We start from the raw sequence: 25,931 nt of genomic DNA on the forward strand, positions 1-25,931 counted from the left end.
ACCACGACCCCAGGAGGACGACCGTGGCCCACAGCTGCCCCGGCGACGCCCCCCAGGCCGGCCCCCGCCGTGCCCTCCCGCTCCTCGACCGCGTGCGGCACGGACGTCAGGGCCTCACCTGCCGCTACCGGTGCGGCGACGCCTGCTCCCGGCCCGAGCCCAACCCGTCGTCGAACGCCTACTTCGGTGACGTCATGCAGGCCGTGCTCGACCGGCGCGGGATGCTCCGCGCCGGTGCGGTGATCGGCCTGGGCGCCGGGGCCGGTGTGGCCCTGGCCGGCACCGCCTCGGCGGCCGAGCCCGTCCCGGCCGCGCCGGCCCACCCGCTCGGTGCCGACGTGGCCGCGCCGGCGCAGGCCCGGCCCCCGCGCGGGCTGCAGTACGAGACGGTCGCGCCGAACCTCGACGACGCGATCCGCGTGCCGGTCGACTACGCGAGCAACGTCGTGATCCGCTGGGGCGACCCGATGTTCCCGGACGCGCCGGAGTTCGACTTCGAGAACCAGACCGCCGCCGCGCAGGCCCGCCAGTTCGGCTACAACAACGACTTCTGCGGGATCCTGCCGATCGACGGCCCCGGCCGCCGCTACGTCATGTTCTCCAACCACGAGTACACGCTCGAGCCGCTGATGTTCCGCGGGTACGACGAGGACGCCCCCACCCCCGAGCAGATCCGGATCGGCATGGCCGCGCACGGCGGCGGCGTCGTCGAGGTGACCCGCGACCTGCGCACCGGCGAGCTGCGCTACGACCGCGACGGGAAGCTCAACCGGCGCATCACCGCCGACACCGAGATGGTGCTCGACGGCCCGGCCGCCGGTGCCGAGGTGCTGCGCACGAAGGCCGACCCGACCGGGCGCAGCGTGAAGGGCATGATCGGCAACTGCGCCGGCGGCACCACCCCGTGGGGCACCTTCCTGTCCGGCGAGGAGAACTTCGACGGCTACTTCGCCTCCGGCCCGGTCACCGACGAGCGCGCGAAGCGCTACGGCATCTCCGAGGGGTCCTCGGAGCGCCGGTGGGAGACCGTCGACCCGCGCTGGGACCTCGCGCAGGAGCCGAACGAGGCCAACCGGTTCGGCTACATCGTCGAGATCGACCCGCACGACCCGCGCTCGAAGCCGGTCAAGCACACCGCGCTCGGCCGCTTCAAGCACGAGGGCGCCACCGTCGCGCTCACCCGGGACGGGCGCCCCGTCGTCTACATGGGCGACGACGAGCGCTTCGACTACGTCTACAAGTTCGTGTCGGACAAGCGGATGCGCCGTGGTCACAGCCGGGCCGCCCGCGAGCACAACGCCACCCTGCTGTCGTCGGGCACGCTCTACGTCGCGACGTTCACCGGGGACAGCCCGGCCGCGGAGATCACCGGCACCGGGGCGCTGCCGCGCGACGGCCGCTTCGACGGCTCCGGGCAGTGGAAGCCGCTGGCGTCGACCACGAAGTCCTACGTGGACGGCATGAGCGTCGCCGACGTCTTCGTGTTCACCCGGCTCGCCGCGGACAAGGTCGGCGCGACGAAGATGGACCGCCCGGAGGACGTGGAGCCCAACCCGCGCACCGGGAAGGTCTACATCGCCTGCACCAACAACTCCGACCGCGGCAAGGCGGGCGCCAAGGCCGGTCCGGACGAGGCGAACCCGCGCAACGCCAACCAGCACGGCCACGTCATCGAGCTGACCGAGACGCGCGACGACCCGGCGGCGACGACGTTCGCCTGGAACATCCTGCTGGTCTGCGGGAACCCCGACGACCCGTCGACCTACTTCGGCGGGTTCGACAAGTCCCAGGTCAGCCCGATCACCTCGCCGGACAACGTGGCGTTCGACCCCTACGGCAACCTGTGGGTCTCGACCGACTCCACCCAGGCACTGGAGATCAACGACGGCCTCTACGGCGTCGTGCTGGAGGGGCCGCAGCGCGGCTCGACCCGGCTGTTCGCCAGCGTCCCGGTCGGCTCGGAGTGCTGCGGGCCGGTCGTCACCGAGAACTTCGTGCTGGTCTCGGTGCAGCACCCGGGCGACGTCGACGACGCCTCACCGGAGAAGCCCGCGTCGCACTGGCCCGACGGCGGCGCCGCGCAGCCGCGTCCGGCCGTCGCCGCGATCCGGCACCTGAAGGACGGACGCCCGGCGAAGATCGGCGTCTGAGGCCACCGCCGCCCGGTCCGTGCTCCGCCGCGGACCGGGCTGCGGGTCAGGCGCAGCGGCCGAGGTCCGGCTCGCCGGACCCGGCGCGCTTGTCGAACGAGATGTGCACGTGGTCGTAGTGGTTCGCGGTGTCGCCCCCGCGGTCCTCCATCGTCGACCACCCGGAGCCGTCGTTCATGCGCTGCTCCCAGATCACGTACTTCACGCCGAGCTCGTCGGCGTTGGCCAGGGCGCAGTCGGCGATGCGGTCGCCCTTCTGCCCGCGCACCATGATGTCCAGGGCGTGTCCGGTCGGATGGTCGGAGGCGTTCGCCCGGTTCGCGACGCCGATCAGGTCGGTCTCGCCGTAGGCGCAGCCGAGGAACTCCGCGGCGTCGGACACCCAGTCCTTCACCCGGCCCAGGTCGTCGAGGTCGAGCCCGCACGACGGGTCGTTCAGCCCGCGGGCGGCGAGCTCGGCGGCGGCCCTGGCCTGCTCGGCGGCCTCCTGCGCCAGGCCCTGGGCCTTGCGGGCCGCGGCGAGGCTCGCGTCCGCGGCCGGGTCGAGCAGGCCCGCGTCGCGGACGATCTCGGCGCCGAACACGGGCGCGGAGCGGGGAGCGTCCGCGGCGGCCGCGGCCTCGGCGAACGGGCTACCGAGGTCGCCCTCGGACACGTCCTGTGCGGCCAGGCGCAGGTCGGCCTCGGCCGACCCGAGGCCGAGCCCGGTCACGGGCGTGACGACGGCGAGCGTGCCGCTCGCGACGGCGGCCGCGGTAGCGACGTGACGCAGACCGGGCCCCAGCCCGGCCTGCGCCCGATGTCGGTGTCGGGGCACGACGGTCTCTCCTCCGGCACGCGGACCGGCCGGGCTGCGGGGGAGCGTCGGGATCGGGGGATCCCGGCCCGTCGGGGGGTACCGGACCGCGTGTTCAGTGACAGGACGGTAGCGAATGTCCCGTGATGTCCGATCTTCGCGGACCGTTCGTGGCGGCGACCGCACCCGGCCGTGCGACGAGTGGCGCGGATCGGGCACCCCGGACGTCTTTACCCGACCGGACGTTCGGTGCAAAAGTAGCGCGGTCCGGGACACCGCCGTCCCGGGTCAGGGGAGGACGCATGACCGAGCAGCAGGCCGGGCCCGGCGCGGGCCCGACGAGTGCCGCCGACACGACCGGCTCCGCGCCCGCGCAGGTGCGCCGGGTCGCCGCGACGAGCGCGATCGGCACGACGATCGAGTGGTACGACTTCTTCATCTACGCCACGGCCGCGGCCCTGGTGTTCAACAGCCAGTTCTTCACCACGATGTCCGCGGCCTCGGGCACCCTGGCCGCGTTCGCGACCCTCGGGGTCGGCCTGGTGGCGCGTCCGCTCGGCGGCATCGTGTGGGGGCACTTCGGCGACCGCCTCGGCCGCAAGAAGATGCTGGTCTTCTCGCTGCTGCTGATGGGCGTGGCCACCGTCGGCGTCGGCCTGCTGCCCACCTACGGCCAGATCGGCGTCGCGGCGCCGGTGCTGCTCGTCGTGCTGCGCCTGCTGCAGGGCCTCTCGGCGGGCGGTGAGTGGGGCGGCGCCGCGCTGATGGCGGTCGAGCACGCCCCGCCCGGCAGGCGCGGGCGCTACGGCTCGTTCCCGCAGATCGGGGTGCCCGCCGGGCTGATCCTGGCCCAGCTGGTGTTCCTCGTCGTGTCCAACCTGACCACCCCCGAGCAGTTCGCCGCGTGGGGCTGGCGGATCCCGTTCCTGCTCTCGATCCTGCTGGTCGTCGTCGGGCTCGTGATCCGGCTGCGGGTCGAGGAGAGCCCGGTGTTCGCGATGTTGCGGCAGAACCGCGGCCGCAGCCGCGCCCCGATCCTGGAGGTGTTCCGGCACCGCCCGCGCGAGCTGGTGCTGGCCTCGGTCAGCTTCATCGCGAACAACGCGATCGGCTACATCTTCCTGGCCTACCTGCTCTCCTACGGCACCCAGGTGCTCGAGGTCCCGCGGAACACCATGATCGTCGTCGTGATCATCGGCTCGCTGAGCTGGCTGGTCAGCATCGTCGCCGGCGCGATCTGGTCCGACCGGGTGGGCCGCAAGCGCGCCTACCTGGTGGGCTCGGTGCTGCTCGTGGTGTGGCCGGTGCCGTTCTTCCTGCTGCTCGACACCACCGGGTTCGCCGCGATGGTCGTCGCGGTCGTCGTGCTCACGGTGGGGCTGGGCCTGTCCTACGGCCCGCAGTCCGCGTTGTTCGCGGAGATGTTCGAGGCCCGCTTCCGCTACAGCGGCGCCTCGTTCTCCTACGCCGTCGGCGCCGTGCTGGGCGGCGGGTTCGCACCGCTGATCGCCGCCGCGCTGCAGCAGGGCTACGGGACGTCGATGGCGGTCGCGGCGTACATGGTCGTCGTCGCCGTGATCTCGCTGGTCGCGGTGCTGCTCATCCGGGAGACGCACCGCCCGGACGCGCCGGCCCGGCTGTCCTGACGACGACGGCGCCCCGGACGTGGTGTCCGGGGCGCCGGGGCGGCCTAGATCGAGCGGTGCCGGCCGTTGCCGAGCGGGGCCGAGAGGTCCCGGGCCCGGCGACGCCCGGCCACGGTGCCCTCGGCGGGCCGCTCGTCGACGGTGCCGGGGCCGTCGGAGGACATCGAGCGGGCCTGCTCGGCCAGCTCGCGGGTCACGCAGGGCCAGGTGGCGCTGACTCCCGTCGCGTCCCGGCACTCACGGCAGAAGCCCTGCGCGTCGGGGGTGTGTTCCGCCAGGGTCCGCTCCAGCAGATCCGGCATCTCGGACAGGATGTTCGCGAGCGCCACGACTCACCTCCAGGTCGAATGCAGGCGACAGTAGTGGTCGGGTTCACCCGCCCCCGGCGGGGCGGGGGGCCCGTCGGCCGGTGTCCGCCGGTCCACTCAGGACCCGGCGTTCCCGCTGCTCGCGAGGGGTGTGCGGGATCGAGCCGAGGACCTCCGGCGGTCCAGTCGCCCGGTGTGACGCCGCCCCGTCGGCACAGGACTGCCCCGTCCGCTCGGTGAACCGTGTCACCGATCGGCGACCGGTTCCGGCGACACGACGACACGCACCACCGCTGCGCCGGACGTGTGATCGGGTCACTCCTCGGCACCGCCGGAGGGCCCAGTGGGTCACCCCCGTCCGGACCCGAGGCGCTGCGGCGTCCGCGTCGCGCCCCGCGGCCGGCCCGCCCTCAGCCTGCCGGGACCTCCCGTTCGATCTCGTCGAGCCAGATCGTCGCCGACAGGTCCGAGGGTGCCCGCCAGTCCCCGCGGGGTGACAGCGCGCCGCCCGCGGACACCTTCGGCCCGTTCGGCAGCGCGGAGCGCTTGAACTGCGCGAACTGGAAGAACCGTCGCGCGAAGACCTGCAGCCAGCGCCGGATCTCGGCGGGGGAGTAGGCGGGCCGCTCGTCGTCGGGGAACCCGGGCGGCCACTGGCCCGCGGCGGCGTCGGACCAGGCGTGCCCGGCCAGGAACGCGATCTTCGACGGCCGGAAGCCGTGCCGCAGCGTGTACCAGAGCGTGAAGTCCTGCAGCGCGTACGGACCGACGGTGGCCTGGCTGGACTGCACCTCGGTCGTCCCGTCCGAGGGCACCAGCTCCGGGGTGATCTCGGTGTCGAGCACCGAGCGCAGCACCGCCGACACCCCGGGCGGGAACTGCTCGGAGGAGACCACCCAGCGGATGAGGTGCTGCATCAGCGTCTTCGGGACGCCGCCGTTGACGTTGTAGTGCGACATCTGGTCGCCGACGCCGTAGGTGGACCAGCCGAGCGCGATCTCCGACAGGTCCCCGGTGCCGAGCACGATCCCGCCGCGCTGGTTCGCCAGCCGGAACAGGTAGTCGGTGCGCAGCCCGGCCTGGACGTTCTCGAAGGTGACGTCGTAGACGGGCTCGCCCCGGCCGAAGGGGTGGTCGATCTCCGCCAGCATCGTCCGCGCGGTGCCGGTGATGTCGATCGTGGCGAAGGTGACGCCGAGGGCTTCGGACAGCGCGACGGCGTTGTTGCGGGTGTGGTCGGAGGTGGCGAAGCCGGGCATGGTGAAGGCGAGGATGTCGGTACGCGGGCGGCCGAGCCGGTCCATCGCCCGCGCCGCGACGATCAGGGCGTGGGTGGAGTCGAGCCCGCCGGACACGCCGATCACGACCTTCGGCTGGCCGATCGCCCGCAGTCGCTGCTCCAGCCCGGCGACCTGGATCGAGTAGGCCTCGAAGCAGTCCTGCTCCAGCCGCGCCGGGTCGGCGGGCACGAACGGGAAACGCTCCACGGTGCGGCGCAGGCCGATGTCGTGGCCGGGCGGGTCGAGCCGGAACGCCACCGTGCGGAAGGCGTCGGTGCGGGCGGCGTGGGTGCGGCGGTTGTCGTCGAAGGTGCCCTGGCGGCGGCGCTCGCCGGCGATCAGGTCCAGGTCGACGTCGGCGACCGCGTGCCGCGCGCCCTGCGGGAAGCGCTCGGACTCCGCGAGCAGCACACCGTTCTCGTAGATCATGGTCTGGCCGTCCCACGAGACGTCCGTGGTCGACTCGCCCTCACCCGCGGCGGCGTAGACGTAGGCGGCCAGGCAGCGCGCCGACGCCGAGCGCGACAGCAGGTGCCGGGTGTCGGCCCGGCCGACCGTGATCGGTGAGCCGGACAGGTTCGCCAGCACCGTCGCCCCGGCCAGCGCCGCCTCCGCCGACGGCGGGATCGGCACCCAGTAGTCCTCGCAGACCTCGGCGTGGAGCACGAAGCCGGGCAGGTCCTCGGCGGCGAAGAGCAGGTCCGTACCGAAGGGGACGTCGGTGGCGCCGAGCCGGATCGAGGCGCCGCGGACGTCGTCCCCGGGGGCGGTCTGGCGACGCTCGTAGAACTCGCGGTAGGTCGGCAGGTAGGACTTCGGGGCGACGCCCAGGATCCGGCCCCGGTGGATCACGATCGCGCAGTTGTAGAGGCGGTGGCGGTACCGCAGCGGTGCCCCGACCACGAGGACCGGCAGCAGGTCCGCGGTCGCCTCGACGAGGGAGAGCAGTCCGGTCTCGACGGTCTCCAGCAGCGTGTCCTGCATCAGGACGTCCTCGATGGAGTAGCCCGAGAGCGTCAGCTCGGGGAACACCACCAGCCCGACGCCGTCGTCGGCGCAGGTCCGGGCGGTCTCCAGCACGGCGGCGACGTTCGCGGCCGGGTCGGCCATCATGGTGTGCAGGGTCGCCGCGGCGGTGCGCAGGAAGTGGTGGCGGTAGACGGAGCGGAAGTCCACGCCGTCATTCTGACCGGTGGGTGCTCAGCTCCGCCGACCCGCCAGCATCCGCGCCGCCGCGCAGGCGACCCCGGTGGCGACGAGCAGCCCGAGCAGCACCGCCCAGCCCGCCCCGACCGACCCGCCGGCCAGCACGACCCCGAGCGAGCCCAGCCACGCCAGCGGCACCAGCAGCCACAGCGCCAGGCCGTGCAGCACCTTCGGTATCTCCCCGACGCCGGCCGCGATCACGATCCACACCACCCCGGCGAGCAGCCCGCCGACGAGCAGCAGGGTGCCGACTCCCTCCCAGACCACGTGTGTCTCCTTCCTAGGGGTCGGGCACCGGCAGCACGCGCTGCGGCACACCGGGCCCGTCGTCGATCGTGACACCCGCCGGCGTCGCGGGCGGGACCAGCGGCCCCAGCAGGTGCGCACCCAGCCAGTCCACCAGGTCCGGCAGCTGCGCGCGGACGGCGTTCTGGTTGTGTCCGCCACCCGGGTAGAGCCGGGTGTCGACGGTCACCGGCGGCGCGGCGGCCGCGCGGATCCGGTCCGCGGCGGCCCGCTCCTCGGGCTCGTCGGAGCCCGCGGTGACCAGCATCGCCAGGGGCGCGGGCCGCTCGCCCAGCAGCGCGACGACGTCGTTGGCCGCGGCCAGGTCGGGCCGCCCGGCGAACAGATCCCCGGTGACGACGTCGTCGGGGGTGCGGTCGTAGCCGCTCTGGCTGACCGCGAGCGCGTAGGTGCGCGGGTGGCGCAGCGCCAGGTTCATCGCGCAGTAGCCGCCCGAGGACCAGCCGGCCAGCGCCCAGGCGCCGCGGTCGGGCCGCACCCGCAGGTGCCGGGTCGTCCAGTCGACGAGGTCGGTGGTCAGGTAGGTGTCGTCGGCCGCGCCGTGCTGGGCGTCGACGCACTCCTGGTCGTGGCCGAACCGGGGTTCGCCGTTGATGTCGGGGACCACCAGCACGACCGGCGGGATGCGGTGCGCCGCGATCGCGGCGTCGAGCACGTCGGGCACCGTGAACAGCGCGGCCACCTCGCGGGGCTCTCCGGGGAACCCGGGCAGCCACTCGACGACCGGGAAGCGGGCCCGCGGGTGCTCGGTGTAGCCGGGCGGGAGGTAGACGTCGGCGTCGCGGTCGATGCCGGACACGGCCCCGTGCAGGGTCATGTGCAGCGTGGAGCCCAGCCCCTGCGCCGAGCGGGCGGCGACCAGCGGCATCGCCGCGTCGAGGCCCGCACCGTCCGGGCCGATGTCGGCGACCGAGCCCTCGCCGGGGTCGGGGGAGGACCCGATCAGCGAGCCGACGGTGGGGAAGAAGCCGCCGAGCAGGTTCGCCCCGGCCCCGGCGGCCGCGAGCACGGCCACGGCCGAGACGGCCACGAGCAGCGTCCGGGCCACCCGGCGCAGCCGGTGCCACACCCCACCGGTGAGGGCGAGCAGCAGCACCGCCGCCACCGTCGGCACGACCACCGCGGCGACGACGTCGAGGCGCAGCTCAGAGGCGTGGATCACGGCGCCGCCCCCGCGCGGACCCGGCTCACCGGCGCAGCAGCCGCAGCAGCGCCGGCGGGCGGCCGCCGAAGCCCTCGGCCTCGAGTACGACGAACAGCACCCGCGGCAGGTCGCGGACGGCGGGGAACAGCACGTAGCGCGGGTACCAGCTCGGGCGGAACTTCGCGTTGAACCGGTAGAGCGAGTCGATCTGCCACCAACGCGACGCGATCCGCAGTACCCGGGCCCAGCCGCGGGCGACCGGTCCGGCGCCGATCCGCTCGCCGCGCTCCAGGGCGGAGCGGAACATCGCGAAGTTCAGCGACACCCGCTTCACACCATGGTCCTTCGCGGCCGCCATCAGCTCGGCGATCATCAGCTCGTTGACGCCGTTGTCGGCGTCGGCGTCGCGGACCATGAGGTCCAGCGAGAGACCGTCGCGGCCCCAGGGGACCAGCTGCAGCATCCCGGACGGCTCGCCGTCCCGGAGCGCGGTGACGATCACCGCGTCCGGGTCGGAGGGGTCCGCGACCCGCGAGGACGCCATCGAGAATCCGCGCTCGTCCTCGGCGCCGCGCCAGCGGTGCGCGCGCTCGGCGACCCGCATCCGTGCGGTCTCGTCGAGGTCCCGCAGCCGCGTCACCTCGACGGTGTGCCCGCTGCGCTGCATCCGGTTGACGGTCTGGCGGACCCCGCGCATGGGGCGTCCGTCCAGGCTGAACGACGCCGTCTCCAGTACCGCCTCGTCGCCGAGCTCGAGGGCGTCGAGACCGGCCTTGGACCAGGCGGTCGCGCCGCGCTCGGAGCAGCCCAGCACCGCGGGCGACCAGCCGTAGCGGGTGCAGATGCCGAGGAAGGCCTCGATCGCGCCGGGCCAGGCGCCGACGTCGCCGACGGGGTCGCCCGAGGCCAGTGCGACCCCGGCGAGCACCCGGTAGGACACCGCGGACTTGCCGCCGTGGGCGAACACCGCGGCCTTGTCCCGGCGCAGGGCGAAGTATCCCAGCGAGTCGCCGTCGCGCTGGTCGAGCAGGGCGCGCAGGCGCTGCTCGTCGTCGGGGTCGAGCGACGGGCGCGGCTCCGGCGAGCGCAGGAGGTGGTACCCGGCGACGACGAGCGCGACCACCCCGAAGGTCAGCCCGATCGCCGAGGTCAGGTCGTCGAGCCACACAGCGCGCTGCTGGAACTCGACCGGTCCGGTCACCCCGATCAGCGACAGCGCCGCGTGCGCGGCCTGTGCGGCGATCGACGGGTCGCCGACGAGCCGGCGCGGGTTGAGCGCGAGCAGCACCCAGACGATGAGGAAGCCGGACAGCCCGAACTGCAGCAGCGACCGGACCGACCGGCCGAGCCCTCCCGGGTCCTGCCGGGCGACGAAGTAGCGGCGCGTCGCGATCAGCGCCGCCAGCAGCGCGACGACCAGCACCGCGGGCCCGATGCCGCGCCGCTGGTCCAGCACGTGCAGCAGGTTGACCACGACGAGGAACGTCGTCGTCGCTGTCGCCACCCACCAGGCGCGCTGCTTGCGCCGGCGCAGCCCGGTGGCCAGCAGCAGCAGGCCGACCCCGGCGAGCGCGGTCACGACCAGCGACGCCAGCCCCAGACCCGCGGGCAGGCCCAGGGTGCTGCGCAGCTCGCTGCCGATGACCCGGCGCGGCGCGGGCAGCACCGCCGCGACGACGGTCAGCGCACCGACGATCCGGGCCGCCCAGACCACGGCGCGGACGACGGCGGCCTCGGACAACCGTCGTCTGCGGGCCTCCGGGTCCGGCGCCGGGGCCGCTCCGCGCGTGCGGACGTCCCCGTGCTCGTCCCGGTGCTCGTCCCCGGCGGTCCCGGGCGGGCCGGAGCCCTCAGAGCCCGTCACGCGTTCCTCCTGTCGATCCCGTCGCCGGTGGCGGACCACCGGCGACGCCCGAGCGGGCCACCGGACCCGGCAGCCGGGCGCCGAGCGCGTCCAGCTCCGCGGCGACGACGTCGGCCGCCGGTGTCCCGGGCGCCGCGGTCACCGACCCCGACGCTAGCGCCGGGCCCGGCGGTGGCGCGCCCGGCACCGGGTCATCCTGCGTCGCCGCGGTGCGCACGACGACCAGGTCCAACGGATCGGGCGAACCGGACGCGGGGGCGGGGCAGCCGTCGCCGCCGGGCGGCCCGGCCGCCGTCGCGACGTCGGCGCGCTCGGCGAGCGCCCGGCCCAGCGGGCACCCGGGGCCCTCGGGCGGACCGGCGAGGGCCCACGCGGCCCGGTCGGTCCGCAGCACCGGCGAGCCGGCCGCGACGGCGGCGACGCGCAGCCGGGACACCGGCACCCGGTCGGTCCACAGCACCACCACGGCCGGCATCCGGCCCGCGGTGACCGCGGCGTCGACCGCGGCGTCGACCGCGGCCGATCCGTCCGCGGGCCCGGTCCACACCAGGACGGGGTGGGCGAGGTGCTCGTCGTAGCCGGGCGGCAGGTGCGCGGGCACGTCGACGCCGTCGACGGTCAGCACGGTGTCCCGGCCGGGACCGGTGACCGGCGGGGCGGGTGGCGCGGGCAGCCCGCCGCGGTCCGGTCCGGCGGCCAGCGAGGCGGGCGTCGGGTAGAAGCCGAACCAGGCGTTCGTCCCCACCGCGAGGGCGAGCACGACGAGCGCGACCACGGCCGGCAGCGCGGCCGCCCGCACCGCGGGCCGCCGGCGGGACCAGCCGCGCACGAGCAGTACGAGGGTGAGCGCGGCCGTGCCCGCGACGGCGGTGACGGTGACGGCCGACCCGAGCGGGAGCAGTGCGGTCCCGGCGAGCACGTCACCACGATTCCACGCCGGTTCCGGGGACCCGGCGGCGGGATGATCCGTCCCCGTCGTCGGGAACGTCCGAGGTCAAGTCCAGAACAGACCGTCCCAAACATGCCGTCCGGGGTCGCCCGCGACGGGAACGCGCTACACCCAGCGTTGTCGCACAAGCGATCCCGTGGGGGGGGTGGATGACGACGGTCACACGGACGACGGGGAACGCGGCGTCCGCCGCATGCCGGGGCGGTTCCGGGTCGACCCCACCGGTGTTCGACAGCATTCGCACCGAGCCACGGAGGACAGCAGCATGATCACGAAGGACATGACCCGGGAGCTCATCGGTCGTCAGGTCGTCGACAACCACGGCGAGAAGGTCGGCAAGATCGGCCAGATCTACCTGGACGAGCGCAGCGGTGACCCGACCTGGGCCACGGTCAACACCGGGCTGTTCGGTACCAAGGAGAGCTTCGTGCCGCTGCAGAACGCCGACGTGCACGACCGCGACGTCGCGCTGGGGTGGAGAAGAAGGCAGTCAAGGACTGCCCGCACGTGGGCCGCTCCGACGAGCGCCTGACCGGGTCGGAGGAGGACGAGCTCTACCGCCACTACGGCATCGGGCACGGTAACGGCAACGGCCGCACCGACGCCCGCCACGCCACCGGTGAGCGCACCGACCGCGACCGCACCGACCGCACCGACCGCACCGGCGACGACGCGATGGTCCGCCACGAGGAGAACCTGCGCGTCGGCACCGAGACCGAGGAGACCGGCCGCGTCGCGCTGCGCAAGTACGTCGTGACCGAGGACCAGACCGTCACCGTCCCGGTGTCGCACGAGGAGGTCCGCCTCGAGCGCGAGCCGATCGACGGCACCGAGGCGACGGCCCGCCCGGGCGCCATGGGCGAGGCCGAGCACGAGGTGACCCTGCACCGCGAGCGCCCGGTCGTCGACAAGACCACCGAGGCCGTCGAGAAGGTGCGCCTCGGCACCCGCACCGTCACCGAGGACGAGAAGGTCTCCGACACCGTGCGCAAGGAGCGCATCGAGGTCGACGACCCGCAGCACGCCCTGCCCCGCGACGAGCGCCGCAGCTGAGCGACGCACCGCGCCACCGGCGCGTCACCGGAGCCCGCACCTCGGGCCCGGTGACGCGCCGGGCCCATGTCGGGGGTCGGTCAGGTCGCGCCGAGCAGGGCGAACGCCGTCCGTAGCGCCCCGGCGGCCTCGGCGACGGCCTGGCGGGGCCGCACCCCGATCCCGAGCGAGGTCGCGAAGCCGTGCACGAGGTCGGGGTGGCGGCGCAGCGTCGCCGGGACGCCCGCCTCCCGCATGCGGGTGACCAGGTGCTCGCCCTCGTCGCGCAGCGGGTCGAACCCGGCGGTCGCGACGTAGGCGGGCGGCATCCCGGACAGGTCGCCCTCGGCGATCCGCAGCCGCGGGTCGTCGCGCATCGCCTCGGGCACGTACCAGCCCGCCATCGCCTCGATCGCCTCGCCGGTGAGCAGGAACCCGTCGCCGAACAGCTCGCGTGAGCGGGTGTGCCCGTCGAGCGCGGTGACCGGGAAGAACGCCAGGCAGAACACCGGACGCCCGGCCGGGTCGGCGCCGTCGCGGCTGGTCTCGCGGGCCACCGTCAGCGCCAGGCTGGCCCCGGCGGAGTCCCCGCCGACCGCGATCCGGCCCGGGGCCGCCCCGAACTCCACCGGGTGCGCCGTGACGTGCGCGAACGCGGCCAGACAGTCGTCGACGGCGGCCGGGAACGGGTGCTCGGGCGCCAGCCGGTAGTCCACCGACAGCACCCGGGCGCCGGACTCGGCGGCCAGCGTCGCACACAGCTCGTCATGGGTGTCCAGGTCACCGGCGACGAAACCGCCGCCGTGCACGTAGACGAGCAGCGCGCCGTCGACGACGTCGGGTCCCGGCGGCGGTACGTACAGCCGCGCCCGCAGGTCGGCGACCGCACCGGGGACCGTGCGGTCCTCGCGGCGCACCCCCGGCTCCTCGGGCCCGGCGACGACACGGTCGACGAACGACTGGCCCGCCCGCATCTGCTCCGGCGGCGGGACGGGCTGCGGCCGGCGCGGGGTGAGCAGTCGCAGCAGGAGCTGGATGTCGAGGTCGAGCTGCTGGCCGTCGCGCCGGACGGGCGGGCCGGCGATCGCCCGCTTCACCGGCTTCGGCAGGGCCAGCACACCGCGCAGCGCTCCTCGTGCGACACGTACCCGATGATCCACGGTGGCCTCCCGCGTCTACCCGATCGTCACCGTCGATTGTGGCACCGGGTGCCGTTGCGTGCCGCTCGTCGCGGCACGGATCACCGGCGGAGCGGCGCCGGGGAGCGGGACGAGGCGCCGCACGCCGCGCCGCAGCGTCGGGTCGCAGCGACGAGCCCGTCGACAGTGACGGAACGGCGCCCGCCGCGACCGTGTCGCAACGTCCGGTCGCGGTGCCGCCCGTTCCCCGGCGGACGGGTGCTCGTTCAGTCCAGTGGAGATCATCTGCGGAGGGGGACGGCATGAGGACGAGGCTGCGCGCGACGGTCGTGGCGGGGGTGGTGGCGGTCGTCGCGGCGGTGGTCGCGGTGCCGCAGGCACTGGCATCGCCGGACGGGCCGGGGGGCGAAGGTGCTCCGGGTGACGTCGTGTCCGCGGAGCGGGTCCTCACTCCGACGGTGCCCGCCGCGACGGCGACCCGGATCCTCTACCGCAGCCTCGACACCGACGACCGCCCGGTCACGGTGAGCGGGATCGTCCTCACCCCGCTCGTCCCGGCGCCCGGGCCGACCCGGGTCGTCGGCTTCGCCGCGGGGACCCAGGGGCTCGCCGATCGCTGCGCGCCGTCGCGGCAGCTGCAGGCCGGCACCGAGTACGAGGCCCCGGCGATCGGTGCGCTGCTGACCAGCGGCTACACCGTGGCCGTCACCGACTACGAGGGCCTGGGCACGCCCGGCGAGCACACCTACGTCAACCGCGCGGCGCAGGCGCACGCCCTGCTCGACGTGGCGCGCGCCGCCCAGCGGGCCGGCGTCGGTGTGCCGGAGGACGCCCCGACCGCGCTCTACGGCTACTCCCAGGGCGGTGGCGCGTCGGCGGCCGCGGTCGAGCTGGCCCCGGAGTACGCCCCCGAGCTGGACCTCGTCGGCGCCTACGCGGGCGCGCCTCCCGCCGACCTGCGCGCCACCGGCCGGGCCCTCGACGGCGGCCCGTCCGTCGCGCTGCTCGGCTACGCCGTCTCCGGGTTCGACGCCGCCTACCCCGACCTGGGGGTGCAGGACCTGCTCAACGACCGCGGCCGGCAGGTGGTCGCCGAGCTGCGCGAGCAGTGCACCCAGGACTCCGCGCTGCGCTACCCGGGCCTGCGCTCGGAGACGCTGTCCGCCGACGGACGCCCGATCTCGGCGTTCCTCGACGAGGAGCCCTTCGCGAGCCGGGTCGACGAGCAGCTGATCGGGCGTCGCACGCCCGGGGCGCCGGTGCTGATCGTGCACAGCGTCGCCGACGACATCGTGCCGTTCGGCCAGGGCGAGGAGCTCGCCGAGCGCTGGTGCGCCCGCGGCGCCGACGTCGAGTTCCGGCCGTCGCCCGTCCCCGGTCACCTCGGCGGGTACCCCGACGGCCAGACCCGCGCGCTGGCGTTCCTGCAGGCCCGTTTCGCCGATCTGCCGACCACGCCCACCTGCGGCTGACAACCACGGCGGGAGTCCCTCCCGCCATGGTCAACGTATAACGCACCGGGGGACTTGCGGCAAGACCCGGGGACCGCGCCAGACTCTGCGCCCGGCGCCGTGACCTGCAGCGTCGTGGTGACACGGGGGTGGGAGTGCACGAGGTGCTGCTGCAGTTGGGCGAGGTCGGCCGGGACCGGCTCGGCGTCGTCGGGGGGAAGGCCGCGCACCTGGGGGAGCTGACCCGGACGGCGGGGATCACGGTCCCGGGCGGCTGGTGCGTGACCACCGGCGCCTACCGGGCCGTCGTGGAGGGTGCGCCCGGGTTCGACGCGTTGCTGGACCGCCTGGCCGGACTGCCCGCCGACGACGCCGACGGGCTCGCCGCGGTCGCCGCCGAGCTCCGCGGGCTGGTGGCGTCCCGGCCGGTCCCCGACGACGTCGCGGCGGCGGTCACCGCGGCGGTCGGCCGGGCCCCGGCCGGGACGGCGTGGGCGGTGCGCTCCAGCGCGACCGCCGAGGACCTGCCGACGGCGTCGTTCGCCGGGCAGCAGGACTCGTACCTGAACGTGGTCGGCGCCGACGCGGTGCTCGACCGGATGCGGGACTGCTGGGCGTCGCTGTTCACCGACCGCGCCGTGGCCTACCGCCGGCGCCGCGGCCTGGACCACCGCGCCGTCGCGATGGCGGTGGTGATCCAGGAGATGGTCGTCCCGAATGTGTCCGGGGTGCTGTTCACCGCCGACCCGGTGACCTCCGATCGGACCGTGACCGTCGTCGAGGCGGTGCCCGGGCTGGGGGAGGCGCTGGTGTCCGGCCTGGTCGCCGCGGACGCGTGGACGGTCCGTGCCGACACCGTCGTCGACACGCGGATCGCACCGCGGACGGTCGCGGTGCAGCCTGCGCCGGGCGGCGGCACCCGCACCGAGCGGCTCGACCCGGACGGCCCGCCCCTGCTCACCGAGGACCGGGTACGGGAGCTGGTCCGGCTCGGCCGGACGGTCGAGGCCGGGCTGGGGAGCCCGCAGGACATCGAGTGGTGCCTGTCCGGCGGCCGGTTCCAGGTCGTCCAGAGCCGCCCGATCACCACGCTGTTCCCGGTCCCCGACACCGGCGACGACCACCTCCACGTCTACCTGTCGGTCGGCTACCAGCAGATGATGACCGACGCGATGCGTCCGCTCGGGCTGTCGTTCTGGCAGATGACGACGCCGCGCCCGATGGCCGAGGCCGGCGGGCGGCTGTTCGTCGACGTCACCGCCGCGCTGGGCACCCCCTCCGGACGGGCCGGCCTGCTCGCGGTGATGGGCCGGTCGGACCCGCTGATGACCGACGCGCTGCGCACCGTGCTCGACCGCGGCGCGGTCCCGCTCGGGGAGGATCCGGCGACGCCCGCCCCGGTGCACGGCGCGCCGACCACCGAGCCGCTGGACCCGGACCCGGCACTGGTCGCCGAGCTGGTCGCCGAGGGACGGGCGTCGGTGGCCGACGCGGCGCGACGGATCCACGGCCGCGTCGGACCGGAGCTGTTCGTCGCGATCCGCGAGGACATCCCCGAGCTGCGGGCGCGGCTGAGCAACCCGCGCAGCACCCGGGTGTTCATGACGGCGATGGACGCGGCGTACTGGATCGACGAGCACGTCGGTGAGTGGCTGGGGGAGCGGCCGTCGGACGTGCTGACCCGGTCGGTGCCCGACAACGTGACCTCGCAGATGGGTCTCGCGCTGCTCGACGTCGCCGACGCGGTCCGCCCGTACCCGGCGGCGGTGGCGCTGCTGCGCGAGGCCGGGGACGACGTGCTCGACGCGCTGGGGTCGGTGGAGGGCGGCGCGGTGGCCCGCGACGCGATCGTCGGCTGGCTCGACGCCTACGGGGCCCGCTGCGTCGGCGAGATCGACATCAGCCGGCCGCGGTGGCACGAGCGCCCGGCCGCGCTCGTGCCGCTGATCCTCGGTCACGTCGACGGCGAGGAGCCCGGCGCCGGGCGCCGCCGGTTCGAGGAGGGGCGCCGCGCCGCCGAGGCGACCCGCGACGACCTGCTGGCCCGGCTGCGGGCCGGGGTCGACGGCGAGGCACGGGCCGCGCGGACGGCGCTGATGATCGACCGGCTGCGGACCTTCATCGGCTACCGCGAGTTCCCCAAGTTCGGCATGGTCTCGCGCTACGCGGTCTACCGGGCCGCGCTGCTCGCCGAGGCCGACCGGCTCGTCGCCGCACGCGTGCTCGACGACCGCACCGACGCCTACTACCTGCGGTTCGACGAGCTGGAACAGGTCTCGCGCACCGGGCACGCCGACCTCGCGCTGGTGCGCGCCCGGCGGGCGGAGTTCGCCGCGTACGAGGCGCTGACCCCGCCGCGGGTGCTGACCTCCGACGGCGAGTGCCTGCAGGGCTCCTACCACCGCGACGACGTGCCGCCCGGAGCACTCGCCGGGCTCGCGGTGTCGGCCGGGACGGTCGAGGGCCGCGCCCGCGTCGTCGCCGACCTGTCCGGGGCCGCGCTCGAACCCGGAGACGTGCTGGTCACCGCCTACACCGACCCCAGCTGGACGCCGGCGTTCGTCACGGTCGCGGGGCTGGTCACCGAGGTGGGCGGGCGGATGACCCACGGCGCCGTCGTCGCCCGCGAGTACGGCCTGCCCGCCGTGGTCGGGGTGGAGGGCGCGACCCGGCTGATCCGGGACGGTCAGCGGGTCCGGGTGGACGGCGGGAGCGGGCTGGTCGAGATCCTCGGCTGACACATGTCGAGAACCGGGGACCGGCTCCGTCCCCGGGGCGGACGCGGCCACCGGGGCCGCGCGGTCGGGAGGATGTCATGAGCGTGCTGCGGATGGACAACGTCGGCGTCGTCGTCACCGACCTCGACGAGGCGGTCGCGTTCTTCGGTGCGCTCGGCCTGGAGGAGGAGGGCCGGGCGACGGTGGCGGGCCCGGACGTGGACCGGCTGGTCGGGCTCGACGGCGTGCGGTGCGACATGGCCGTCGTGCGGACGCCCGACGGCTACGGCCGGCTGGAGCTGATGCGGTTCGAGTCGCCGTCGTCGCCGGTGGGTGATCCGGGCGCCGCGGTGAACGTGCTCGGCATCCGGCGGGTCATGTTCGCCGTCACCGACCTGGCGGAGACCGTGGAGCGGCTGCGTGGCCACGGTGCCGAGCCGGTCGGCGACGTCGTGACGTTCGGCGCGCACACCCTGGCCTACCTGCGCGGGCCGGGCGGGATCCTCGTCGCGCTGGCCCAGGAGGGCGGCTGACCGCGGGCCTCCTCAGCCCTGGGGGTCCGGGCCCGGCGCACCGGGGCACCGCTCGACGGGGAGGGCCTCGCCACGGTCCGCGACGCCGCTGACCGGTGCCGATCGGCGCCATCACGGTGGTCGCCGAACCGGTCGCACCGACGGCGACCCCTCAGCCGTGGTGTCCGGCACCGGTCGCACCCCGGCCGAGGTGGGCGTGTTCCCCCTGCAGGCTGAACAGCGCGAGTGTCTCGGCGGGCCGGTCGTCGGCGCTGCCGATCCAGTGCGGTGTGCCGGTGTCGAACTCGACCACCTCGCCGGGGTCGAGGAGGTGCTCGGTGTCGTCGAGGACCAGCCGCACCCGGCCGTCGAGGACGTAGAACCACTCGTAGCCCTCGTGGGTCTGCAGGGCGGTCGTCGGCGACGCGGCGGCCGGCGGGTAGACCACCTTGAAGGCCTGGACCCCGCCGCCGCGACGGGTCAGCGGGACGAACACCAGCCCGCGGTGGCGCACCGGGCGCAGGTGGATGCGGGGGTCACCGGTCGGCGGTGCCTGCACGAGGTCGTCGAGCGGGACCCCGTGCGCCCGGGCCAGCGGCAGCAGCTGCTCCAGTGTCGGCCGCAGCTTCCCGGTCTCCAGCCGGGACAGGGTGCTCGCGGTCAGGGCGGTCTCCGCCGCGAGCTGGTCGAGGGTGGCGCCGCGGCGACGGCGCAGGTCCCGCAACCTCGGGCCCACGCCGGCGAGCACGTCGTGTCCGGTGTCGTCCACCTCGCCAGATTGCCGATCGGCAAGATTCCTTGCAACCCGGGACGGCGGGTGTCGATGCTGCGGAGGAACCGACGTCGGCGACGCCGATGACGCCGCACCCACACCTCCCGGAGGAACCACCGATGGAGCCCATGCCGACCGCGTCCGACCCCGCGACCTTCTGGGACGAGCTCTACCGCCGCCGCGGTGGGGGAGAGGCCCGCGCCAACCCCCTGCTCACCGAGGTCGCCGGCCCGCTGACACCGGGCACGGCCCTGGACCTCGGATGCGGTGCCGGGGGCGACACGATCTGGCTGGCCCGGCACGGCTGGCACGTCACGGCGGTGGACATCTCCGCCGCCGCCGTGGACGGGCTCGCGCGTCGCGGCCGCGCCGAGGGGCTCGCGCCGCGGATCCGCGCCGAGCGCCACGACCTCGCGACGACGTTCCCGGACGGGACGTTCGACCTGGTCTCCGCCCAGTACCTGCAGACCCCGTTCACGCTGGACCGCGACGCGGTGCTGCGGACCGCCGCGGGCGCACTGCGCCCGGGCGGGCTGCTCCTCGTCGTGGACCACGGGTCCGTCGCCCCGTGGTCGTGGAACCAGGACCCGGACGCCCGCCACCCCACCGCCGCCGAGATCGCCGCCGGGCTCGGCCTCGATCCCGACGGATGGGCCGTCGAGCGCGCCGACGAGCCCCGGCGCCTCGCGACCGGCCCCGACGGCCGTACCGCCACGGTCGTCGACACCGTCCTGGTCCTGCGCCGCGCCGGCGCCACCCACCGGAGCTGACCCGTGCCCCGCCGCGACACCGCCCTCCCGCCCGACGCCGCGGACGAGAAGAGCGTCCTGACCGGGTTCCTGGGCCACCTCCGCGGCGCGGTCGCGGCCAAGGCCCTCGGCGTCCCGGACGCCGCCGCCCGCGAGCCCGGGGTCCCCTCGGGGACCAGCCTGCTCGGCCTGGTCGCGCACCTGACGCACGTCGAGCGTCACTACTTCCTCGGTGAGGCCGTCCGGGACTGGCCCGCGACCTTCCGGCCGCGGGCGGAGGACACCGCCGAGGACGTCGTGGCGGCCTACCGGGAGGCCACCGCCCGGGCCGACGCCGTCGTCGACACGTGGTCCGGCCTGGACCGGGCTGCGCCGGTACCCGCGGGACGGAGGTCGGCCCCGTCGAGGCGGTGGCTGCTGGTGCACATGATCGAGGAGACCGGGCGCCACGCCGGGCACGCCGACATCCTCCGCGAGCGCATCGACGGCCGCACCGGGCGCTGAGGAGCGAGCCATCGCCGACCTGTCGGCAGAATGACCCGCCATGGCGGACGCTCTCACGTCGCTCGCCCCGGCACCCGGGCTGTCACCGGTGCTCGTGCAGTTCGGAGGGCTCGCGGTGACGTGGTGACAGGACGTACGTGGGTGACCCGACATCGCTCTTCCCGGCCGAGAAGTGTGCGGCTCCAGCTGAGCATCGTGCCGGCCGCGGGGCGCTCCCCGGCGAGTCCACTGTTGACATCACGTCCGGTGTGAGCCGAGCATGCCCCCACCCCGGGAGCCCGAGAGGGACCAGCCGCCGGAGGAAGGACAGAGCTGACGGGGAATCGAGGACATGGGGACGTCACGCCTGCGAGATCATCCTGACTTCGCCTACACGATCAGCGACTTCGATGCGCTCTACCGGTTCGGCTCCGCCGGGGGGAGCCGGCAGATCCGCACGCACATGCGGCAGGTGCGTGAGGCGATCGCCGACGTGTTCGAGGACAACCCGGAGGTCGTCGGCCGCGAACCCACCCGACTTCCGGTGGTCGACCATCTCGGTCGCGCACTGGATCTGGGCTCGCGTGGCGACCTGGGCGTACTCAGCGACTCGCTGCGAAGGATCTCCGACCGGCTGACGTGGGATCACGGGTACGAGAAGGTTCCGCGGGGGCTGGTGAAGAAGTACGGCTACTGCGAGATCGTCGGCCCGAAGGGGCCGGTGGTGTCCGACCGCGTCATTCTGGGACTGGTTCTCTTCGCCCCGGAGACCGTCTATCCCCAGCATCACCACCGGGGGATCCAGGAATCCTACGTCGCGATCGCCGGAGAATGGTCGGAGAACGACGGTGCAGTGCATGCTCCGGGCTCGCTGATTCTCAACGAGGCCGGGCACGAACACCGCATCACGACCGGACGACAGTCCCCGTGTCTGCTCGCCTACTCCTGGATCGGTTCGCCCGAACGGCTCCTGACGCCGGCAATGCGTTTCTCCGCACCGCGCCGCCGCGTTCGATAGGCGATCCCGAGGAGGGGCCCGGGGCTGATGGCGTAGGTCCGGGCGTGTCGGACCTCCCACGAGGGGCCGGTGTCCGACGCTCGACGGAGGATCGGCCGGTGACCGGGCACTCGGTGGCGGTGCTGCCGAAGGTCCACGTACCGACGATCGACGGCCGGCAGGACGCCACGCGTCGGCGCATCGACGCTGCGTCGGGCGGATCGGCGGGCTGAGCCGACTTCGGGGCGCGGTCGGGAGAACACCCGCAACGGGCCATCCACGGCTGGTGGCGGCCGGACACGACGAACGCGGCCCCTCACCCTGTTCCAGCAGGTGAGGGGCCGCGTTCTGTCGAGCTGTGACGTGCCCCCGGCAGGATTCGAACCTGCGCTCCCGCCTCCGGAGGGCGGTGCTCTATCCCCTGAGCTACGGGGGCCGTGCGATGGGAGAACAGTAGCGCACCGTGCGCGACCCCCCGACACGGGGGCCCGTGCGTGATCAGCTCAGCGGCAGCGGGGCGGCGCCCCGCTCGGCGAGCAGCCCGCGCATCAGGTCCGCCTCGGAGTTCTGCGAGAAGAGCATCTGCCCGGCGAGGTTGCGGACCTCGCCGGTGTCGGCGTGGTCGCGGGCGTACTCGAGCATCGACACGCCTCCCTGGTGGTGGCGCAGCATGAGCTGGAGGAACTCGACGTCCAGGGCGGCGCCGGGCGGGGTGGCCCGCAGCCGCGCGAGGTCGGCGGTGCTCGCCATGCCCGGCATCGTCGCGACGCTGCCGGACATGCCGGCGTGCGCGGAGTCGTCCATCCAGGCCATGTGGCCGCCGCTGGGCAGGCTCGGCGCGTCCCACAGGCCGAGCCAGCCCTGCATCCGGCCGACCTGCTGGTTCTGGGTGGTCTCGATGTCGAACGCCAGTTGCCGCACCCGCGGGTCGGTGGCGCGGTCGCGCTCCCAGGACGCCATCTCGACGGCCTGACGGTGGTGCACGGTCATGTCCTGGGCGAACCCGACGTCGACCGAGCCCGGCTCGGGCACGAACGGGCCGAACGCGCCGCGTACCGCGAACCCGGCGACGAGCACTGCGACCAGCGCGATCACGCCGAGCGTGATCGTGATCGGGTTCCGCCAGAGCGGGGTCTCGTCGGCCGGGGTCGTCATCGCGGCCTCACTGCCCGGGGGCCGGTGCGGGCGCCGGGGCCTGCTGCCCGGGTGCGGGCTGCCCGGGGACGGTGGGGTCGGGCGCCGGGGCGCCGCCGGGGGTCGCGCCCTGGTTCTCGGGCAGGATCGTCTGCCCGTCGACGGCGGACTGCTCCGGGATCGGCTGGAAGGCCGGCGGGTTGTCCTGGTCGAAGCCCTGCGCGCCGAGGGCGTCGCAGGAGGCGCCGACCTCGGGGTGGGTGAAGCGGTTGAGCCGCAGCGCGCGGATGAACTGGTCGATCCGCTCGTCGTCGGCGCTCTGGACCTTCAGCTGGTTGCCCCAGGACTGCAGCGAGATCGGGGCGTCGAGGCCCGGGTAGGGCGACATCACCGTGTACGGCTGTCCCTCGACCCGCTGGGACAGTGCGGCCTTGCCCGCCTCGTCGAGGGTGTCGGGGTTGTAGGCGATCCACACGGCGCCGTGCTCCAGGGAGTGCACGAGGTTCTCTGAGCGGACCGGGTTCGGGTAGACCACGCCGTTGCACGCGGCCCAGAAGCCGTCGTGCGCGCCGCCGAAGGGCGGGCTGTGGGTGTAGGCGACCCGCTGGAAGCCGAGCACGTGCTGCAGGCCCGGGTAGTCCTGGCTGACGATGCCGGGGATCGCGAGCGCCGGGTTGCGGTTGTCGTCGGTGGGCTCCCAGGCCCGGTTCTGGTTGCGCTGCACCAGCGGGTAGACGATGAACGCCCCCGCGAGCAGCACCAGCACGGTGATCGCGGCGACCATGCCCCAGGGGAACTGGCGCCGGCCGACCGAGCTCGGCATCGACGGTCGCTTCTTGCCGGACTTGCCGCTGGCCATGGGGGAGTCCTGTTCGTGGTCGGCGGGCGGGTTCGCCCGAGTCTAGGAAGACGCCGTCAGCGGCTCGCCCACCACCCGTAGGAGCGGTAGTCGGGGTAGGGCGCGAGCAGCGGTGCGACCGGACGGGTGGTCACCGTGACGCGGTCACCGGTCACGAGCTCCCCGGGCACCGTGAACGACGCCTGCGCCCACGGCTGCGCGTCCGGCAGCGTCCACTCCCCGGCGGGGCGGCCGTCGACGTCGACGGCGACCACCCGGGTCCGCTCGCCGGGCAGCGCGGGCCCGGCGCCGATCCGCCCGGTCAGGGTGAGCGGCCGTCCGGGGACGGTGCCGCCGAGGGTGAAGGTCTCGCCCCCGACGACGTGCCGGCCGCTGTCGGCGACGAGCCGCCCCGGCGCGACGACGGCCCGGTCCAGCACCGAGTCCGGCTGTACGCCGAGCACCGGCGGGTCGGTCGTCCAGCCGTGCCCGGCCTCGTCGGCGGTGTCCCCGACGTTCAGGTGGTCCACGATCCGGCCGGGCACGGGTGCGTCCGGTGCCTGCGCGGAGTCCGCGGCGGACCAGTCCGCGCGCCAGATGCTCACCCGGTCGCAGCTGCGGTCGATCTGGCAGGTCTGCGGTGCGGACGCCGAGATCGGCCGGGCCGGCCCGGCGAGCCCGAAGGTGATGACCGGCTCGGTGCCGAGCAGCCCGGCGCGGCCGAGGTCGGCGACGGGCACCCCGCCCCACCGGTCGAACACCGCGAACCACTGCGGCCGCTCGTCCGGCGGCAGCGCGCGCAGCGCCTCGTAGAGCGTCCCCGGCCCGTTCAGCGACGGCGAGGCCATCCCGTTCGTGGTCAGGCCGACCAGGTCGACGGTGCGGTGACCGCCGAACCAGGCCGCGGCGCCGACGTCGTTGACGGCCACGGCGTCGCCCGGCGGGACGTTCCCGGCGATCCACTGCGCGACGCTCACCGGCCCCTCGCGCATCGCCGAGGCCTGCTGGCCCAGCCGCAGCGCCCAGGCGGGCGTCGCGGCGATGGTGAACAGCAGCACCACCGCGAGCAGCCCGCCGCGCGCCGCCCGGTGCGGCACGAGACCGGCGCCGAGCACCACGAGCAGGAGCAGCAGCGGCAGGAACGGCTGCAGGTAGCGCAGGTCCTGCCACATCGCCGTCGTCAGGGTGGCGACGGCCGCCACCACCAGCACCAGCCCGCCGCCGAGCGTGACCGCGAGGGTTCGCTCCCGGCGCGCGGCGAGCGCGGCGACCCCCAGCACCGCGACGACGAGCGCGAGCGGCGCCAGCACGTCCTGCCCCGACAGCCCGGCCAGCGAGGCGAGCAGCGCCGCGGCGTTGCGCTGCACGTGGTCGGCGATCTCCAGCGGTTGGTGCAGGAACCCGGTGTGCAGCCACGACTTCGCGAGCACCCCGTTGGCCTGGGAGGTCCCGGTGAGCACCCGGAACAGCAGCAGCTGTGCCGCGAACACCACCACCGGCGCCGCGACGAGCAGCCCCCGCGCCGCCGCACGCCCCCAGGGGAACCCTCGTTGCCACCTAGGGCGTGTCCTGTAAGTCGGTGCGCAGCCACAACACGGTCGCGGCGATGATGATCTCCGATCGGTAGTAGGCCACGCGCTTCGCGTAGCGGGTGACGAGGGCGCGGAACTGTTTGAGCCGGTTGAAGCAGCGTTCGACCACGTTGCGACTGGCGTAGAGGGCCGGGTCGAACGCCGGTGAGCGACCGCCGCGGGGGCCCTTCGCGCGTCGGCGCTGGATCTGGTCGCTGCGTTCGGGGCTGGTGAACGCGATGCGGCGCCGGCGTAGCGCCGCGCGGGTCGAGGGGAGGGAGTAGGCCTTGTCGGCCAGCACCCGGTCGGGCCGGGTGCGTGGTCGGCCGGGTCCGTCTCGGCCGACCACGATCTGATCGAGCAGCGGGAGCAGTTGTGGGTTGTCCCCGGCCTGGCCCGGGGTGAGGATCACCGACATCGGCAGTCCGCGCCCATCGACCGCGAGATGAATCTTGCTGGTCAGCCCGCCACGGGACCGTCCGAGGGCTTCTCCGTCGACGGCGAGGGCTTCGACCCACCCAGTGGTGCAGCCCCCTTTATCCGGGCACCGGCGGAGTGCTGGTGAACCCGGACGCTGCTGGAATCGATGCTGAAGGTCCACTCCACGTTCCCGACGGCGTCATCCTTGACGATCACGTCGTCGAGGATGCGTTCCCAGGTGCCGTCCGCGGTCCAGATCCGCAGGCGATCATGCGCGGTCTTCCAGGGTCCGTAGCGCTCGGGCAGGTCGCGCCACGGGGCGCCGGTGCGCAGCTTCCACAGGATCGCGTTGATCACCTGACGGTGATCGCGCCACCGCCGGCCTCGCCCTGCGACCGGGGGCAGCAACGGCTCGATTCGCGCCCAGGCCTTGTCCGTCAGCTCACCCCGAACCACCACCCGAGCAT

The 25,931-nt window shown here is 74.5% G+C and carries 22 protein-coding genes, 1 tRNA gene and 1 pseudogene; 10 read left to right on the plus strand and 14 right to left on the minus strand.

The features are described 5' to 3' along the window. Nucleotides 1-23: 23 nt before the first annotated feature. Entirely contained in the window at nucleotides 24-2,150 is a 2,127-nt protein-coding gene (locus AC0GKK_RS20870) for a PhoX family protein (RefSeq protein WP_489882349.1), read from the plus strand. Between the two features lie 46 nt (nucleotides 2,151-2,196). Here the strand turns inward: AC0GKK_RS20870 and AC0GKK_RS20875 are convergent, their stop codons facing one another. After that, complete coding sequence (locus tag AC0GKK_RS20875) at nucleotides 2,197-2,967, minus strand: VldE C-terminal domain-containing protein (RefSeq protein ID WP_312888796.1); 771 nt, start codon at nucleotides 2,965-2,967, stop codon at nucleotides 2,197-2,199. A gap of 281 nt (nucleotides 2,968-3,248) precedes the next feature. Here AC0GKK_RS20875 and AC0GKK_RS20880 point away from each other — a divergent pair, with 281 nt between their 5' ends. After that, complete coding sequence (locus tag AC0GKK_RS20880; protein WP_476652493.1) at nucleotides 3,249-4,592, plus strand: MFS transporter; 1,344 nt, start codon at nucleotides 3,249-3,251, stop codon at nucleotides 4,590-4,592. Between the two features lie 44 nt (nucleotides 4,593-4,636). Here AC0GKK_RS20880 and AC0GKK_RS20885 read toward each other — a convergent pair whose 3' ends face one another. From AC0GKK_RS20885 to AC0GKK_RS20910, 6 genes are all read right to left on the minus strand, one after another. Then, entirely contained in the window at nucleotides 4,637-4,921 is a 285-nt protein-coding gene (locus tag AC0GKK_RS20885; protein WP_253068830.1) for a hypothetical protein, read from the minus strand. Between the two features lie 389 nt (nucleotides 4,922-5,310). Then, the gene (locus AC0GKK_RS20890) at nucleotides 5,311-7,356 is read right to left on the minus strand and encodes an NAD(+) synthase (protein WP_179761924.1); all 2,046 of its coding nucleotides are present in this window, start codon (nucleotides 7,354-7,356) and stop codon (nucleotides 5,311-5,313) included. Between the two features lie 24 nt (nucleotides 7,357-7,380). Next, nucleotides 7,381-7,653 carry a hypothetical protein gene (locus AC0GKK_RS20895; RefSeq protein ID WP_073578537.1) on the minus strand — a complete coding sequence of 91 codons (273 nt, stop codon included), beginning with the start codon at nucleotides 7,651-7,653 and terminating at the stop codon, nucleotides 7,381-7,383. A gap of 13 nt (nucleotides 7,654-7,666) precedes the next feature. Continuing rightward, complete coding sequence (locus tag AC0GKK_RS20900) at nucleotides 7,667-8,854, minus strand: alpha/beta hydrolase (RefSeq protein WP_179761925.1); 1,188 nt, start codon at nucleotides 8,852-8,854, stop codon at nucleotides 7,667-7,669. Nucleotides 8,855-8,879: 25 nt separating this feature from the next. Then, nucleotides 8,880-10,577 (minus strand): phosphatidylglycerol lysyltransferase domain-containing protein, encoded by a 1,698-nt coding sequence (locus AC0GKK_RS20905; protein WP_285898583.1) that lies wholly within the window; start codon nucleotides 10,575-10,577, stop codon nucleotides 8,880-8,882. 109 nt (nucleotides 10,578-10,686) lie between these two features. After that, nucleotides 10,687-11,619: a hypothetical protein gene (locus AC0GKK_RS20910; RefSeq protein WP_179761926.1), complete on the minus strand. Its 933-nt coding sequence runs from the start codon at nucleotides 11,617-11,619 to the stop codon at nucleotides 10,687-10,689. 295 nt (nucleotides 11,620-11,914) lie between these two features. Here AC0GKK_RS20910 and AC0GKK_RS20915 point away from each other — a divergent pair, with 295 nt between their 5' ends. Continuing rightward, entirely contained in the window at nucleotides 11,915-12,181 is a 267-nt protein-coding gene (locus AC0GKK_RS20915; RefSeq protein ID WP_312888799.1) for a PRC-barrel domain-containing protein, read from the plus strand. After that, entirely contained in the window at nucleotides 12,157-12,702 is a 546-nt protein-coding gene (locus AC0GKK_RS20920) for a YsnF/AvaK domain-containing protein (protein ID WP_312888800.1), read from the plus strand. The genes AC0GKK_RS20915 and AC0GKK_RS20920 overlap by 25 nt, the downstream gene beginning before the upstream one ends. A gap of 80 nt (nucleotides 12,703-12,782) precedes the next feature. Here AC0GKK_RS20920 and AC0GKK_RS20925 read toward each other — a convergent pair whose 3' ends face one another. Then, nucleotides 12,783-13,799, minus strand: a complete 1,017-nt coding sequence (locus tag AC0GKK_RS20925; protein WP_312888801.1) for an alpha/beta hydrolase — start codon at nucleotides 13,797-13,799, stop codon at nucleotides 12,783-12,785. 323 nt (nucleotides 13,800-14,122) lie between these two features. On the opposite strand from AC0GKK_RS20925, the gene AC0GKK_RS20930 reads away from it, so the two are divergent. The 3 genes from AC0GKK_RS20930 (at nucleotide 14,123) to AC0GKK_RS20940 (ending at nucleotide 18,521) form a co-directional block, all read left to right on the plus strand. After that, entirely contained in the window at nucleotides 14,123-15,292 is a 1,170-nt protein-coding gene (locus AC0GKK_RS20930; protein WP_179761928.1) for a lipase family protein, read from the plus strand. 128 nt (nucleotides 15,293-15,420) lie between these two features. Then, nucleotides 15,421-18,009: a rifamycin-inactivating phosphotransferase gene (rph, locus tag AC0GKK_RS20935; RefSeq protein WP_489882350.1), complete on the plus strand. Its 2,589-nt coding sequence runs from the start codon at nucleotides 15,421-15,423 to the stop codon at nucleotides 18,007-18,009. A 77-nt stretch (nucleotides 18,010-18,086) separates the two neighbouring features. Continuing rightward, nucleotides 18,087-18,521 (plus strand): VOC family protein, encoded by a 435-nt coding sequence (locus tag AC0GKK_RS20940; RefSeq protein ID WP_179761929.1) that lies wholly within the window; start codon nucleotides 18,087-18,089, stop codon nucleotides 18,519-18,521. Between the two features lie 151 nt (nucleotides 18,522-18,672). Here AC0GKK_RS20940 and AC0GKK_RS20945 read toward each other — a convergent pair whose 3' ends face one another. Beyond that, nucleotides 18,673-19,269, minus strand: a complete 597-nt coding sequence (locus AC0GKK_RS20945; protein WP_405415337.1) for a helix-turn-helix domain-containing protein — start codon at nucleotides 19,267-19,269, stop codon at nucleotides 18,673-18,675. Nucleotides 19,270-19,391: 122 nt separating this feature from the next. On the opposite strand from AC0GKK_RS20945, the gene AC0GKK_RS20950 reads away from it, so the two are divergent. The 3 genes from AC0GKK_RS20950 to AC0GKK_RS20960 all read left to right on the plus strand — a co-directional run bounded on the left by AC0GKK_RS20950 (nucleotide 19,392) and on the right by AC0GKK_RS20960 (nucleotide 21,522). Next, complete coding sequence (locus AC0GKK_RS20950) at nucleotides 19,392-20,042, plus strand: SAM-dependent methyltransferase (protein ID WP_376772638.1); 651 nt, start codon at nucleotides 19,392-19,394, stop codon at nucleotides 20,040-20,042. A gap of 3 nt (nucleotides 20,043-20,045) precedes the next feature. Next, nucleotides 20,046-20,525, plus strand: coding sequence for a DinB family protein (locus tag AC0GKK_RS20955; RefSeq protein ID WP_208820577.1), 480 nt, complete (start codon nucleotides 20,046-20,048; stop codon nucleotides 20,523-20,525). 331 nt (nucleotides 20,526-20,856) lie between these two features. After that, nucleotides 20,857-21,522 (plus strand): dimethylsulfonioproprionate lyase family protein, encoded by a 666-nt coding sequence (locus AC0GKK_RS20960; protein WP_489882351.1) that lies wholly within the window; start codon nucleotides 20,857-20,859, stop codon nucleotides 21,520-21,522. 343 nt (nucleotides 21,523-21,865) lie between these two features. Here the strand turns inward: AC0GKK_RS20960 and AC0GKK_RS20965 are convergent. The 5 genes and pseudogenes from AC0GKK_RS20965 to AC0GKK_RS20985 form a co-directional block, all read right to left on the minus strand. Next, nucleotides 21,866-21,937: transfer RNA gene (locus tag AC0GKK_RS20965), tRNA-Arg, on the minus strand. Between the two features lie 62 nt (nucleotides 21,938-21,999). After that, complete coding sequence (locus tag AC0GKK_RS20970) at nucleotides 22,000-22,656, minus strand: DUF305 domain-containing protein (RefSeq protein ID WP_489882352.1); 657 nt, start codon at nucleotides 22,654-22,656, stop codon at nucleotides 22,000-22,002. 7 nt (nucleotides 22,657-22,663) lie between these two features. Then, nucleotides 22,664-23,494: a thioredoxin-like domain-containing protein gene (locus tag AC0GKK_RS20975; protein ID WP_208820538.1), complete on the minus strand. Its 831-nt coding sequence runs from the start codon at nucleotides 23,492-23,494 to the stop codon at nucleotides 22,664-22,666. Between the two features lie 56 nt (nucleotides 23,495-23,550). Continuing rightward, on the minus strand, nucleotides 23,551-24,966 hold the full coding sequence (locus AC0GKK_RS20980) for a DUF8728 domain-containing protein (protein WP_489882353.1): 1,416 nt from the start codon (nucleotides 24,964-24,966) through the stop codon (nucleotides 23,551-23,553). A gap of 64 nt (nucleotides 24,967-25,030) precedes the next feature. Next, nucleotides 25,031-25,923: pseudogene (locus AC0GKK_RS20985) on the minus strand (IS5 family transposase). Between the last annotated feature and the right edge of the window lie 8 nt (nucleotides 25,924-25,931).

The organism is Pseudonocardia sp. P-1, assembly GCF_058111925.1.